The sequence below is a fragment of the Micromonospora sp. SH-82 genome (genome assembly GCF_051132485.1).
Taxonomy (GTDB): Bacteria; Actinomycetota; Actinomycetes; order Mycobacteriales; family Micromonosporaceae; genus Micromonospora.
In genome coordinates this window covers 5,213,907-5,227,439 of record NZ_CP148049.1, presented here as the reverse complement: position 1 = coordinate 5,227,439, position 13,533 = coordinate 5,213,907, and the positions used below count along the sequence as shown (strand labels likewise).

The 13,533-nt window shown below is 70.3% G+C and carries 11 protein-coding genes, 1 pseudogene and 1 CRISPR repeat array; of the genes and pseudogenes, 10 read left to right on the top strand and 2 right to left on the bottom strand.

The annotated features are described in order from the left end of the window. Positions 1–257: 257 nt before the first annotated feature. Positions 258–650 (top strand): hypothetical protein, encoded by a 393-nt coding sequence (locus tag WHN02_RS22895; protein WP_434740766.1) that lies wholly within the window; start codon positions 258–260, stop codon positions 648–650. Positions 651–969: 319 nt separating this feature from the next. Here WHN02_RS22895 and WHN02_RS22890 read toward each other — a convergent pair. After that, positions 970–1,851 (bottom strand): annotated as a pseudogene (locus WHN02_RS22890) (IS1380 family transposase); the annotation flags it as partial. A 137-nt stretch (positions 1,852–1,988) separates the two neighbouring features. Then, positions 1,989–2,682: direct repeats of the CRISPR family, unit length 30 nt; unit sequence GTTGCGATCCCTCCAGGGGTGATGAGCGAC. Between the two features lie 122 nt (positions 2,683–2,804). After that, complete coding sequence (locus WHN02_RS22885; RefSeq protein ID WP_434740765.1) at positions 2,805–3,257, bottom strand: hypothetical protein; 453 nt, start codon at positions 3,255–3,257, stop codon at positions 2,805–2,807. A 323-nt stretch (positions 3,258–3,580) separates the two neighbouring features. Between WHN02_RS22885 and WHN02_RS22880 the strand changes: the two genes are divergently transcribed. From WHN02_RS22880 to WHN02_RS22840, 9 genes are read left to right on the top strand one after another with little or no spacing between them, the layout of a single operon-like run. Then, on the top strand, positions 3,581–4,654 hold the full coding sequence (locus tag WHN02_RS22880; RefSeq protein WP_434740764.1) for a MinD/ParA family ATP-binding protein: 1,074 nt from the start codon (positions 3,581–3,583) through the stop codon (positions 4,652–4,654). After that, positions 4,654–5,028: a hypothetical protein gene (locus tag WHN02_RS22875; protein ID WP_434744031.1), complete on the top strand. Its 375-nt coding sequence runs from the start codon at positions 4,654–4,656 to the stop codon at positions 5,026–5,028. The genes WHN02_RS22880 and WHN02_RS22875 overlap by 1 nt, the downstream gene beginning before the upstream one ends. A gap of 9 nt (positions 5,029–5,037) precedes the next feature. Beyond that, positions 5,038–5,760, top strand: a complete 723-nt coding sequence (locus WHN02_RS22870; RefSeq protein WP_434740763.1) for a hypothetical protein — start codon at positions 5,038–5,040, stop codon at positions 5,758–5,760. A 3-nt stretch (positions 5,761–5,763) separates the two neighbouring features. Then, positions 5,764–7,785, top strand: coding sequence for a hypothetical protein (locus tag WHN02_RS22865; RefSeq protein WP_434740762.1), 2,022 nt, complete (start codon positions 5,764–5,766; stop codon positions 7,783–7,785). A gap of 16 nt (positions 7,786–7,801) precedes the next feature. Continuing rightward, the gene (locus WHN02_RS22860) at positions 7,802–9,271 is read left to right on the top strand and encodes an SCO6880 family protein (RefSeq protein ID WP_434740761.1); all 1,470 of its coding nucleotides are present in this window, start codon (positions 7,802–7,804) and stop codon (positions 9,269–9,271) included. Beyond that, positions 9,268–10,818, top strand: a complete 1,551-nt coding sequence (locus WHN02_RS22855; protein ID WP_434740760.1) for a hypothetical protein — start codon at positions 9,268–9,270, stop codon at positions 10,816–10,818. Before WHN02_RS22860 ends, WHN02_RS22855 begins: the two co-directional genes overlap by 4 nt. Further along, entirely contained in the window at positions 10,818–12,671 is a 1,854-nt protein-coding gene (locus WHN02_RS22850; RefSeq protein WP_434740759.1) for a type IV secretory system conjugative DNA transfer family protein, read from the top strand. Before WHN02_RS22855 ends, WHN02_RS22850 begins: the two co-directional genes overlap by 1 nt. Continuing rightward, the gene (locus WHN02_RS22845; protein ID WP_434740758.1) at positions 12,668–13,264 is read left to right on the top strand and encodes a hypothetical protein; all 597 of its coding nucleotides are present in this window, start codon (positions 12,668–12,670) and stop codon (positions 13,262–13,264) included. Before WHN02_RS22850 ends, WHN02_RS22845 begins: the two co-directional genes overlap by 4 nt. Continuing rightward, entirely contained in the window at positions 13,261–13,518 is a 258-nt protein-coding gene (locus tag WHN02_RS22840) for a hypothetical protein (RefSeq protein WP_434740757.1), read from the top strand. The genes WHN02_RS22845 and WHN02_RS22840 overlap by 4 nt, the downstream gene beginning before the upstream one ends. Positions 13,519–13,533: the final 15 nt, after the last annotated feature.

The following is a 13,533-nucleotide window of genomic DNA, read 5'->3' as shown; positions in this document are numbered from 1 at the left end:
CTACAGTCGTACCTAGAAGAATTAGCCAAAGAAACCGCAGCAAACTGGCCGCCTTTGAGTGACGAGGCGACGGCGAAGTTGGCGCAACTATTGAGCCCTCCGATAGGGCGCTCCACATCGCGCGACAATCGCAATCTGCCCGACACGGGATTGTCAGTAGATGATCGGCAGCCCTCGCGAGGGCGAGGCACGGGGTAACCGGCAGCCCGCCACCACCGACCTTTGCGTACCTCGCCCCTGTTGCCGACACTGTTCCTGTGACATCAGCAGCGGAACGACGACTGAACAGCCGTGGACTCTTCCTCGACGAGGGAACCGACCTGGGGCGGCACGATGAACCCGACATTGGTGGCTACCTGGTGCTCGTGCCGGACGAGTCGGGTGCGGTGGTGAACGCCATCGTTCGGCGCGGCGTGGAGGCCGAGTTCCGGGCCATGTTCGCGGAGTGGGTTGAGCAGCGCATTGACCGGTTCTTCGAGCATGGCCCGGAGCCGGATGGGTGGAAGCGACGGTCGAGCGACGGCGGCTGGCAGTTGTGGGCGCGTCTGGTGGAGTTGCCGCAGTTCGACCAGGGACACCAGTCGTCTAGCCTCGGCCCTTCGTTAAGGGCTGTCCAAGGAGTGGACCGGGAACGAAGAAGTTCCTTCTGATCAGGGAAAATAGGACTTGTCGAGGGTCCGAGTTTCCTGTCACGGAAGGCACTTGCTGGGTGAAGGCTACCGCAACACGTCCGAAGATCACGGTGACTGGGGACGGGCGGGGCGTGGTCGGTCATGCCGGTGCCCGGTTGCTCGCCGATCTGGCCGACGCAACCGGGTTGACTAGCCTCGGTCTTTCACTTGGGTGTCGGCTCATAGCTTCGGTTCGATGAATGTGATTCGTCGTTTTTCTGTCGTTCTGTTGGTATGTCGATGGCCCGGCGCTGGGCCGGGTTCCTCCGTGCTGCTGGTCGGTGCGTGAGTCGTGGGGTCAGCCAGTGGGTCGGGGTAGTGCGGCAAGGTTGCTGAATGCTCTGGTCAACGCGTCGCCCCAGGGCCAGTCTGCGGCGATGGTCAGGCGGGTCTGGCGTGCGGTGCGGGTGATCCGGCCGGCGACGTGTAGTAGCCGGTAGCGCAGCTTCTTCGGTTCGGCGGTGGCCAGGTCGCCGTGCAGGAGCAGGGTTTGGGTCCAGGCGAGGAGGTCGATGCCGGTCAGCGCGAGGTGGAGCCAGGCCTGGTTGATCGCGAAGATCCGGGACGGGAACCGGCCGAAGCCGGTGTTCTTGCCGCAGCGGATGCGGTCCTCGACGCGGGCGTGGGCGCGGTGCCGGGCCTCCAGGAACTGGATGTTGCCGCTGCCTGGCGGGGTGTCGGTGGCCACGACCTGATGCCGCCATCCTTCGATGGTGTCGAACAGCGACAGTTGGGCACCCGGATGTGGGCGTTCCCGGCGAACCAGGAACCGGGTGCCCTCCGGCCAGCCGGCAGCGTCGAACAGGCCGGTGATCTCGCAGACCTCGGCGTGTTCGCGCAGGCCGCCGCCGGTGTCGACGGCGGGGACCCAGCCGGTCGCGGCGCGGATCGCCGCCCGCACCGGCTCGGTGATCGCGGCGCCGACACTGAATCGGATGTCGAGATGCTGCTCGCGCAAAGCTCGGATGTGAGCGAGGAACCCGTGGCTGGAGCCGGCCGCATCGGCGCGCAGCAGGATCGGGGTGCCGTGCCGGACCGGGTCGGGGATCTGGGCGAGGGCCTGGTCGAGCACGGTGATGTGGTCGGCGGTGGTGTTGGACCCGGCCCGCCCTTCGCGGAGTACACCGGCGAGGGCCTCGCCGGTGTTGTCCAGGAAACACAGCAGCGGGTGGAAGCCGAAGTCGTCTTGAAGGATCGACGCGATGGCCGTCTCTCATCTACGCAACACGCCCAACACGGGCAAGTCGTACACCACTCCCGTGGACGCAACCATGAGCGACGGGAGCACGAGCACTTCAAGGCGACCGTCTGCTTCACGTTGCGATCCCTCCAGGGGTGATGAGCGACCTCCGTGACGAATTCCCGCATCTGCGTCGCCGTCTGCGTTGCGACCCCTCCAGGGGTGATGAGCGACCCACTCGTGCACCGCCTCCGCCCTCACCCGCCCGTCGTGTTGCGATCCCTCCAGGGGTGATGAGCGACCGGCCAGCTCGGCCCGGGCGGTGTCCCGCTCGACCGGTTGCGATCCCTCCAGGGGTGATGAGCGACGGAGCACCTCATCCCCGCCAACCCGGCCAGCGAGGGTTGCGATCCCTCCAGGGGTGATGAGCGACCGCCCCGGCTCAAGAGCCGGCTCAAGGCTGAGTCGTTGCGATCCCTCCAGGGGTGATGAGCGACCCCTGATCTCTGCCGCCGTGGGCGACCCGGTGGAGTTGCGATCCCTCCAGGGGTGATGAGCGACCGGGGACGGACTCCTCCGGGCGTTCGCCCCGGCCGCCCTGTTGCGATCCCTCCAGGGGTGATGAGCGACCCGGCGAACGGCATCGTCTGGGTTGAGCAGGTCGGCGTTGCGATCCCTCCAGGGGTGATGAGCGACTCCACCGCTGTCGCCCCGGGTCCGTCGCCACCAGCAGCGTGTTGCGATCCCTCCAGGGGTGATGAGCGACCCCTCAGGGGTGGGGCTGACGCATTGAGGCTGCGTGTTGCGATCCCTCCAGGGGTGATGAGCGACCCGATCCTTAAGTCGCAGGTCAGAGGCGACTTTCGGACCCTGCTTCGAGCCATTTTTGCAGCGGTCCGCCGGTTGTGCATCTGTGCTGGTCAGAGGGTCGAACTCAAGCGTTCGACCAAGCGTCATGACGGTCTCGTCCCGTCCGGTGTCTTCTGTTGCTGACGCTCGCCGCCTGCGCGTGCTGCCTTCTCGACTTGTAGGAGGTTGTCAATGATTGTGGCGATGCCGTCTTGAGCGGCGGGGGAGAGTTGGGTGATGGAGCGGGCCATGACGCGTACGCGGCGGTTGTGTTCTTCGTCTTCGGTCTGGTCGCCGAGGAGGTAGCCGGCGGGGACGTCGAAGAACTGGGCGAGTGCGCGGAGTGTGGAGGCTTTGGGGTTGATCCGGGGGTTGCGTAGGAGGTTGCGGATGCCTTCGGCGGTGATCCGGTGGCCGGCTTGGGTGAGGGCTCGGGCGACTTCGGTTTCGGTGTAGGGGCCTCGGCCTTCCCTGTCTGCGTCGAAGAGCGTGCGTAGTCGGGTCTGGATGAGTGCGGAGGCGTGGTCCTCGGCCTCGTTGGCTGGTGTGTCGGTCATGGCACCCTCCGAATCCAACTACAGTTGGTCGCACGCTCATCTACGGTTGACGCCCGCGGGTGGGGCGTGCTTAGCTCTTGCTGTCCAGTCAACTGCAATTTGCAACAGAGGTAAGCGCAGTTGATTGGAGCGTAGCTGATCGGGGTGCCGCTATCCAGGCACGTCCGGTCGGTGGAAGTGACGGTTACCTGTCAGGTCGCCGTCGCGCAAGGGCCTGCTCGTCTGGTCAACGTCCAGGTCGTGACAGCAACGGGGGACCGACGACGTCGAGGTGACTCGACGTGGTTTGTGCTGTGCGGCAGTCCTCGCGGGGGGAGGCGGACGTGGCTTCTGCAGACGAGCGGCCCGATCCATCCGCTGCTCTGGCTCTCACGAAGAGCATCGGCAGCGCGGGGAGGGAGCCGGTGGGGGCGGGAAGAACAACCCCACCGGCTCCCGACCTCGAACAGATCAAGGCCGTTGCGAGCCTGCTACGGGTGGGCGGGTGGCAGCCACCGGCCCCACCCGTCGTACGGCAGGTGCCGCGCGAGTTCGGCGCGGGAAGCCGGGTGGAGGGGCTGTGGCAGCGAGCGGCGGCGCTGAACGGCGGCTGTCCGCTGGTGTGCGTGTCGTCGGCCGACGGCGGGGTCGGTCGGTCGACGTTGACGGTGGCGCTCGGCGGGTTGCTGGCCCTGGCGATTCCCGGCCCGGTGGTGGCGGTCGACGCGACCCTGAAGCCGTGGGGTGGCCTGGAGCATCGGGTCTTCCGACGCGGTTCGGCGACGGTGTGGGACGCCGTGTCGGCCGGTACGGACCTCGACGACCTCGAGACTGCTGAGCGTCTGATGCAGGACGGCCCGACGGGGCTGCGGGTCCTGGTCGGGGAGAGCAAGGTGTCCGACCAGCGGCGGCCACCGAACTGGCCGGAGCTGCTGGGTGTGGCGGGCCATCTGCGGTCGAGGTACGCGATGGCGCTGCTCGATCTGCCCACAGCGGACACCACGCCGACGTGGCGTGCGCTGGGGTGGGCGACCGTTCCGGTGCTGGTGGCGCGGGCGACGGTCGACGGGGTCCGGCACACCCTGCGTCTGCTGGCCCATGTCCGGGCGGCAGGTCTGCACAGTGTGGGCGACGGGGCGGTGGTGGTGGTCGTCGCCACGTCACCCAGCACGGCCCGTGAGGTGCGGGCGGTGGAGAAGTTGGCCCGGCAGTCGGCTGCCGAGCTGGTGCGGGTGCCCTACGACCCGGTCCTCGCGCGTCCCGCGCCCCTGGACCCGCGGTCGCTCAGCAAGGCCACCCGGTCGGCGATCACCGAGGTCGCCGCCGCGGTAGTGGACCGATGTCCGGCCGATCTGTCACGGCTGGTGGCGGCTCCGTCCGCCGGTCAGCCGACGTTGCACGGGGAGGAATCGTGGTGATGCTGCACTGGTTGACGTCGATGTTGACGGTCCGGGGCGCTGCGGCGGCGGACATGCTGTTGGCGGCACCCGACCCGTCTCCCTCGGCGGAACCGTCGGGCGGTGGGTTCGACTTCGGGCGGATCAGCCCGGATCCGGCCGCCGTGCCGAGGTCGGACCTGTTCTACACCCTGGCCAACGCCGCCCTGTTCCTCGGCGTGGTGGCGGCGGTGGCGGGGCTGGCCGCCGGTGCGGTCGCCTTCGGGGTGGGGCCGATCTTCGGCGCGCACATCATCAGTGACCGGGGGAAGGCGATGATGTGGAAGGCGGGCCTAGTGGCGATCGTCATCGGATCCGCCACGTCGATCATCGCGTTCCTGCTGACCGAGATCTAGGCGGTCGGCGTGGCCAGGACCCAGTTCAAGGCGGCTGGCGGTCGGCGGATACCCGCGGTCGTGCCGCTGTTGGCCGCCGTGATGGCCGCCGGGGCGGCGCTGTTCGCGGTCGGCCGAGCGACCGCACCATCCCCGCCGGCCGCACCACGGTACGCGGATCGGGTTGTCGATGGGGTGCCGGTGGGGTTTCCCGGCACACCCCGTGGGGGTGGCGACGCGGCGGCGGCGTTCACGACCTCGCTGGCCGTCCTCGCGGCCACCCCTGCCGACCAGCGCCGACAGGTGATCGACCAGATCGTCGAGGGGGACCCGTCGTCGGCTGCCGTACCGCTGCTCGGGGCCGAACCGCAGGGGGAGACCGGCCGGTCGATCGCGCAGACGGTGGTGGCCCGCGTGTGGGTGCCCGACATGAAGCGCGACGCGGTGGTCCCGGACGGCCGTGAGGTGTCGGTCCGGTTGATGGTGTTCTCCCTCAGCGGCACCGTTGCCGGTGCCGTGCCCGCCCAGGCCGGAGCTGTGCCCGGTGAGGACACCGGCCTGGCCGGCGGCTGGTACGTGCAGGGGGTGACGGTCCGCTGGTCGTCGGACCGGTGGCGCGTGGTGCGGGCGGACCGGCCGATCGCGGTGCCGCCACCGGACCAGCGCGGCACCTTCCGCGACGGCAGCCCGAGGGACACCCGACTGCTCTCCGACGTGGCGGGCCCCCGCTCGTGGGTGCCGGGAACGGTGTGACCGATGAGGTTCGGTGTCCCGGTGCTCAGGTGGGCGCAGGTCGTGGCGGTCGGTGTCGTCCTTGCCGCAGGTGTGATGGTGGCACCGGATCGGGCTGCGGCGGCACCGGATCGGGCTGCGGCGGCACCGACTCCGGAACCGTCGCCCCCGGCCGTCTGTTCGGTGCCGGACGGCCCCGCCCGTTCCATCGTCCCGGGTTCTGCGCAGCCGCCGCAGGTGGCCTGGTGCCTGCCCTGGGCGCGGTGGGACGACGGCCGAGGCTGGGTGACCGAGTGCAGCGAAGCCGACAGCGCCGTCGACCAGGACCGCTGTGACGCCGTGTCGATCACGTTGGCGTCGCCGCCGCCGGACGGCACGCCGTCCGTGCTCGACGACCGGTTCCCGCCGTCCGGTGAGCCGGCGGTGCGGTGCGAGCAGTTCGCCGACCGTGCCGCTGAGGGCGGTGGCGACGCTCCACGGTGGGCGGCGAAGGAGGACCGGTGTCGGGCGCTGCGGGAGTCGCTGCTGCCGTACTCGTCGCTGCGGTCGAACCAGGGCTGCGGGCTCCTCGATGTGGGATGCCAGGTGGGGTCACAGGTCGAACAGGCGGCGCGGGCCGGGTTCGCCGGGCTGGCTGACGTCGCGGTGGCCGGGTTCGCCTGGGCGTTGAGCAAGCTGGCCGAGGTGGTGTTCGTGGAGTCCTCGGCGACCGCTGACGAGGCGTTCTACGGCGTGTACAACGACCTCAGCGGCGTACTGATCATCATGGTGATGTTGATCTTCATCATCTCCACCGCGATCAACGGGCTGCGGCTCTCCGGTCCCGGGCCGCTGTCGACCCTGGGCGGGCTGGTCCGGGCGATCTTCGGGATCGCCTTCGTCGGTGGAGTCGCGTACCTGCTGATGGCGGCCTGGGACGAGGCCACCGTCGCGCTGATCTCCCGCAACCAGGAACGCGACTGGCAGCCGAGCTTGTGGGTCGAAGCTCTCAACGGCCTCACCGCCGACACCGGCACCATCCTGTTCGCCTTCGTCGTCGCGGTCATCGGTGTCGTCGGGTTGGTGCTGGTGTTCGTGATGCTGATGTTCCGGTCACTGCTCGCCGCCGGAGCGGCCCTGTTCGGGGCGATGGCGATGACGGGCCAGGTGATGACCGAGACCCGGTCGTGGGGCCGCAAGTGGTTCTGGACCTGCAACGCCCTGGCCAGCTCCAAATTCTTCGTCGCAGCGCTGTGGATCTACGGGACCCGAACCGCGTACGAGAGTGACGACGTCCTCAACGTGCTGCGAGGCATGTTCGTCATCGTCCTGATGGTGCTCGCCCCGTGGATCCTGCTGCGGCTGACGAGCATGTGGGACGGCTATCTAGCCGACGTCGACGCTCGGGGCTTCCTGACGTCGGCGGCCACAGCGGTGGGCCTCGACGCCACCCGCCGCTTGGCCGATCCGGGCACCGACGGCGGCGGTGACGGTGGTGGTGACGAGGGTGCGGCGCGGCTGATGACCGGCAACGCGGACGTGATCCCCACCAGCCCCGGCTCCGGCCCCGACGTGTTCGGCACCCGGATGGTGCCCGAGGCGGTGGAGGCGTCACAGGGGCGAGGTGACAGCGGCCAGGTCGGCGCGCCCGCCGCTGGCCCTGGCGAGAGCGGGAACGGCGAGAACGCCGGGGAAGCCGCCGGAGTGGAGCAGGACTCCCGTACGGCGCAGGGGGACGTCGCCCAGGGGCAGGTCACCCTGCCCGGCGACGCCACCGGCCGAGACGGCGCGGTCCCGGTGACCCCCCGCGCGGCCCTGGACGACCAGACGAGCCCGCCGCCTGCCGCCCGTGATCAGCACACCCCGCCAATCGGCGAGAGCGGCGCAACCCACTCCACACCGAACGGTCCGACCTCACCACCGGCCGGCGACGACCCGCCGTCCGCCACCCCGAACAACGGGGACGCGGCGGGACCCGCGGCCGGTGGACGAGGTGGCGCAGCGGCCGGCGGACGAGGGGCCGCAGCAGCCGGTGGCGCAGCCGAGATCCCGATCGTCCCGATCTAGAGGAAGGAGGCAGAGCATGACACAGTTCCACTTCCCACCGAGGTCCACCCGGGGGTCCGTCCTGGGCTTCTCATGGGGCCAGGTCGGCACGGCGGTAGCCGGGGTGATCAGCCTGGTCGTCGCGGCGAACCTGCTGGCCGCAGGCCACCAGAGCGCCGCCGGGGGCCTGCTCCTCCTGGCGCTCCTGCTGATCACCCTGGGCCTGCTCCGGATCCGAGGCCGCCGGGTCACCGAATGGGTGCCGATCGTCGTCAGTACGGTGATCCAACGAGCGGCTCGTCAGGACCGCTACCGGGGCGGGATGTTCGCCGCGAACCCGGGCACGGAGCACCTGCACCTACCGGGCCCTGCGGCCGGGTACCAGTGGCTCACCGCCGTCGCCGCCGACGGGTTGACCGAGGTGGGGCTGCTGCGCCACCGTCGGGAGCACACCGTCACCGCCTCGCTGTCCTGCACCGGCAGCAACCTGGTGCTGGCCGACACAGCCGTGCAACACCAGCGGTTGACGTCGTGGGCGGACGTGCTGAACCTGCTCGGCACCGAGTTCGCCGACAGCGGGCTGACCCGGTGGGCGCTCACCGCGCGAGCGGTGCCGGACGTCCGTAACCGGGCGCAGCGGTACCTCACGGATCGGGCCACCGACGCCGGCGGGATGGCGTACCGGTCGTTGGCGGAGCTGACGGCGGCGGCTGCCCCGACCACGCAACGACACGAGGTGTTCCTGACAGCCGTGTTCGACCTGCGGAAACTCTCGGGCGAGATCGACGACGCGGGTGGCACGGACACCGCCATCGCCACCGTCGTCCTGGACAAACTCGCCGGCGTCCAGGCCGCGGTACGGGAAGCGGGGGTCGACACCAACGGGTGGTTGACCACCCACCAGTACGCGGCGGTGCTACGTAGCCAGATCGACCCGGACAGCGCCGAGGCGGAGATCGCCCCGCACACCGCCGGGCCGATCGCTGCCGAAACCGTCGGCTGGTCGACGTACCGGCACGACTCAGGCATCTCCCAAACCCTCTGGGTGTACGAAATGCCCCGACAACCCGTACCCATGACGTGGATGACCCCGCTGGTCGCCCGGACGGTGGGGCGGCGCACCGTGACGGTCGTGGCCGAGCCGGTACCGGCGCAGCTCGCCCAGCTGGCGACCCGCCGGGACAAGGTCGCCCGGGCGGGCGACGAGGTGACCAAGCGGCGGATGCGGCTGGTCCGCACGGCCCGCGAGGACGAGGAGGCCCGCGCGGTCGAGCAGGTCGACCGGGAACAGGCAGCAGGTCATGTCCGCTACCGGTACGCCGTCCTGGTCACCGTCACGGCGGGCACCGAGGAACAGCTGCGGCACGACGTCCGGGCGGTGACCCGGGTGCTGGGCCGGGCCGGCTGCCAGGCCGTGGTGCTCTACGGCGAGCAGGACCAGGGGTTCGTCGCCGGGGCGCTGCCCCTGGCCCGAGGGCTCAAACCCCTGCGGGGGTGGTTCGCGTGAACCCGGTTCCTCGAGAGGGTTCCTGGTCGCAGCGGATCACCCAGGCCGCCGCAGACCGGGACCTGACAGCGGCACACCGCGCGCATCTGCGAGAGAGCCGTGCGCTGCGGCGGCTCTCCGAAAGGCTGCTGGGGCCGCCCCCGGTCGACGGCCGGGGTGCGTTCGGGCGGGCAGCCGGGCGGGTGTACTGGCGGCTGCGCCTGCCGCCGCTGACGACCACCAGCGCCCAACTGTGCAGCGTGTACCCGTTCGTCTCCGACCCGGGTCTCGGAGTGGACGGCCCGCTGATCGGGCAGGAGGTGTACTCCCGCTCCGGGTTCGTGTTCAGCGTCCACGAGTTGTACCGGGCCGGGATGCTCAGCGCCCCCAACATGGTGGTGACCGGGGAGATCGGGTCGGCGAAGTCGTCGCTGCTCAAGACGATCGCGTTCCGGGGCGTCCCGTTCGGGGTGCGGTTCTTCCTCGTCGACGTCAAAGGGGAGTACGACGGGCTCGCCGCCGCCACCGGCATCCGGCCGGTCCGGATCGGCCCCGGATCCGGTGTGGTCATGAACCCCCTCGCCGGGATCCGACGCCAGCAGGGGCAGGGCGAGACGGAGTGGCTGCAGATCCAGCGGGCCCGCCGGCTGCTCCTGTTGGAAGGGCTCCTGGAGATCCAGCTCGGCACTCCACTGTCCGAGGCGGAACGGTCCCTCATTGAGTACGCCCTCGACGCAGTGACCCGCTCCGACGACGGCACCAGCCCTCACAGGCAGGCCACCCCCACCCTGTCGCGCGTGCTCACCACCATGAGCGACCCGACGGCGTGGGGATACCGGCTCGCCGACGTCCACTACGACATCGACCAGTTCACCGCCGACAGCCGTCGGGTCCGCCTCGCCCTGGAACGACTGATCACCGGGGCGCTCGGCGGGATCTTCGACGGCCCAGACGCGGCCACCCTGTCTGTCGACTTCGACCAGCCGGGCGCGATCCTGGACCTGCGGTCGGTGCGGACCTCGGACCAGATGACGGCGATGGCGATGACCTGCGCCCAGTCGTGGTTGGAAGCCGAACTCACCCGCCCGGACGCACCCCCACGGGTCTGCCTCTACGACGAGTTCGCCCTGGTCAGCCGACACCTCGGTTTGATCCGGCGGATGCGGGAGCAGCTGAAACTCGCCCGTGCCCTGGGCACCGCGAACATCCTGGCCTTCCACCGCTTCACCGACCTGGCGGCCAGTGGCAGCGCCGACTCCGAGCAGGTCCGCATCGCCCGTGGGCTCATCGAGGACACCGGCGTCCGGGTGTCCTACCGCCAGGCCCCAGGCTCCCTCGACGCGGCCCGCGAATTCCTCGGCACCACCGACGTGGAGACCAACCTGCTGCTGCACCTACGGCGGGGCGTCGGGCTGTGGAAGGTCGGGCTGCGGTCGTACGTCGTCAAGCACCAGCTCTCCTCGATCGAGAAGGAGTTGGTGGACACCGACTCCCGGATGCGGCAGGCCGCCACCCCGACCAGGGGCGGGCCGACGTCGGACCACACCCGTACCGGGCAGGTGCGGTGATGGCCAGATCACTCATGTCTCCCGGACATCGCCTGCCCCGGCGCGGTGTGGCCCGCGCCGACATCACCGTCCGCCTGGTGCTGCTGGGCATCACCGTGCTGCTGGTCATGCTGGGCGGCGGCACCCTGTGGTCGGCCGGTCAGGTCGGCGGGCTGCTCACCCACGGGCGGTGGCCCGACAGCCGTCCCGGCGACGCGCCCGGCGTCGTGGTGCGGATCGTCGTCCACCCGGGCAACCCGGCCCGGGCTTGGCCCCCAGCCGCCCGACCCGCCCTGCCGCCGACCCCTGTGCTGTACGGGCTGTGGGCCGCCCTGTTCAGCGGCGCTGTCGCCGGCTTCGGCGTGCCGACGGCGCGGGTGGCCCGGCGGCGGGTACGCCGACAGGGCTTCGCCACCCGCAAGGACCTCGAACGGGTGGCCACCGCCGGTGCGGTGCTGCGACGCGTCGACGTCCTCCGCCCCGGCCTGACCATCCGCGACACCGACCCACCCGACCTGGCGCAGGCGAAGGCTCGGCGGCGCGACGACCCGCTCGAGGTGGCCCGGTTCCTCGGCAACCACGCCCTCACCGGGGAACCCCTGTACCTGGCCAACGAGTACACCGAACTCCTCGCCGGGGCAGCCAGGTTCGCGAACAAGACCTCCCGCTACATCATTCCGCGCGTCGCCGACGCCCGAGGTGCGGTCGTCACCACCTCGACCCGGCTCGACGTCGCCGCCGTCACCTACGACCTGCGCGCCGAGGTCGGCCCCACCTGGATCTTCGAACCGCAGGGGCAGATACCCGGCGTGCCCCGGCTGCGGTGGTCACCGATCGAGGGCGCCGAAGACCCGGACATCGCCGCGCTGCGGGCGAAGGGGTTCGCCGCCGGCGCCGGGCTGAAAGGCAGCGTCGAGAACGGGCAGTACTTCCAGGACCAGGCGGCGGCGATCATCCGGGGCCTCCTGCACGCCGCCGCCCTGGACGACGCCACCACGATGACCGACGTGGCGGGCTGGGCGGCCAACCCCCACGACTCCCGGGCCGAACGCATCCTGCGCCACCACGGGCAGACGGTGTGGGCGGACCGGCTCGCCTTCCACCGCGAGTCCACCGGCCGTAGCCGCGACGCCATCCAAAGCGTCGTGTTCGGGGCACTCGACCCGTTCAGCAACCCGCGGATCCTGCACGCCTGCTCGCCCCCGCGCGGTCAACAGTTCCGGCCCGAACAGTGGCTCGACGAATCCGGAACCCTCTACCTGGTCGGCACCCGCAGCAGCCAGTCCCTGGTCGCGCCCCTGTTCGCCGCCGTCGCCGAAGACATCATCTACCGGACCCTGCAACGGTCCTTCACCGCACCAGGCGGACGGGTCGAACCCTGCCTGTACCTGATCGGCGACGAGATCACCAACATCGCCCCGCTGCCCTCACTCCCGGCGTTGGCCTCCGAAGGCGGGGGAGCGGGCATCGCCCTCTCCATCTCCTGCCAGAACACCCACCAGCTCGAAGAACGGTGGGGACGCGACGGCGGCCAGGCGCTACGCGACGGCGCGAACGCCCGCTTCGTCCTCGGTGGCACCCAGGACGTCTCCGCGCTGCGCGACGCCCAGTCCCTGCTCGGCCAGGTACGGGAGCTGTCGTCGAGCGCGAGCTGGGGCGGCGGCCGGGCCAGCGTCCAGGAGAACACCCGCCGGGAGAACATGATCGACCTGGCGGAGCTGCGCACCCTGCCCACCGGACACGGCCTGGTCCTGCTCGGCAACATGCCCCCGGTCGAGGTGGTGCAACCGGCGTGGTGGGAACGCCCGGACGCTGACCGGTTCCACGCCGCGCAGGCCGCGTTCACCGACCGCCTCCAGCGAGGTGCCTCATGACGGACCGGTCCTTCCTGTTCGAACTGCCCGAACCGGGACAGGCGACCCCGCAGGAACGCGCCACCGGGGAACTGGCCGACCTCATCGACACCTTGCGCGCAACCGTGCACCGGCTCGCCGAGTCACACGTGGCACTCACCGAACGGGTCGACACCTTCGCCGCCCCGACCGCGTGGACACCGGCCCGGCACTGCTGGCGGGAACTCGACGGCGACGCCGCCCGCGAACTGTGGGAATGGCTGACCACCTGGCTCCGATGGCTGGCCGACCGGTACGGACTGGCCCAGGACCTCGGCCCGTGCTGGCCCGCCCACCCGGCACTGGTCGAAGAACTGACAGCGCTCTGCGTCTCCTGGCACCACGCCTACTCCGGTGCCGGCGACCCGGACGCGAGCATCCGCTGGCACGAAGCACTGCACCGTGCACGACACCGATGGCAGCAGTGGGACACCACCCGCTGCCGACACGGACACCACACACCCCGCAAACCGGACACCGTCTGGGCGCAACCCTGGCCGGACGACGCCGACCAGGCCGTCACCGACGACATCAACGCACGACTCGTCCACCCGTCGACGGAGGACACCCCATGACCCATCCCGCAGAGGTCACGAGCGTGTGGGACTGGCAACGGTTCGAGGCCGCTCTCGGTGGCCTCCGCACCGGCGTCAACACCCTCGACGACTACGTCACCGACATCCACGAAGCCCGCGACGACTGGCGCGACGACGAACAGGAGAAACACCGATGGAAGGGCACCGACCAGACCGTACGCCGCGACAACGAACTCGACTGGGCAAGCGACAGGTACCTCGACGGAGACCACACCCGCGACGTCGACGACTGATCACGCCGACCCCCG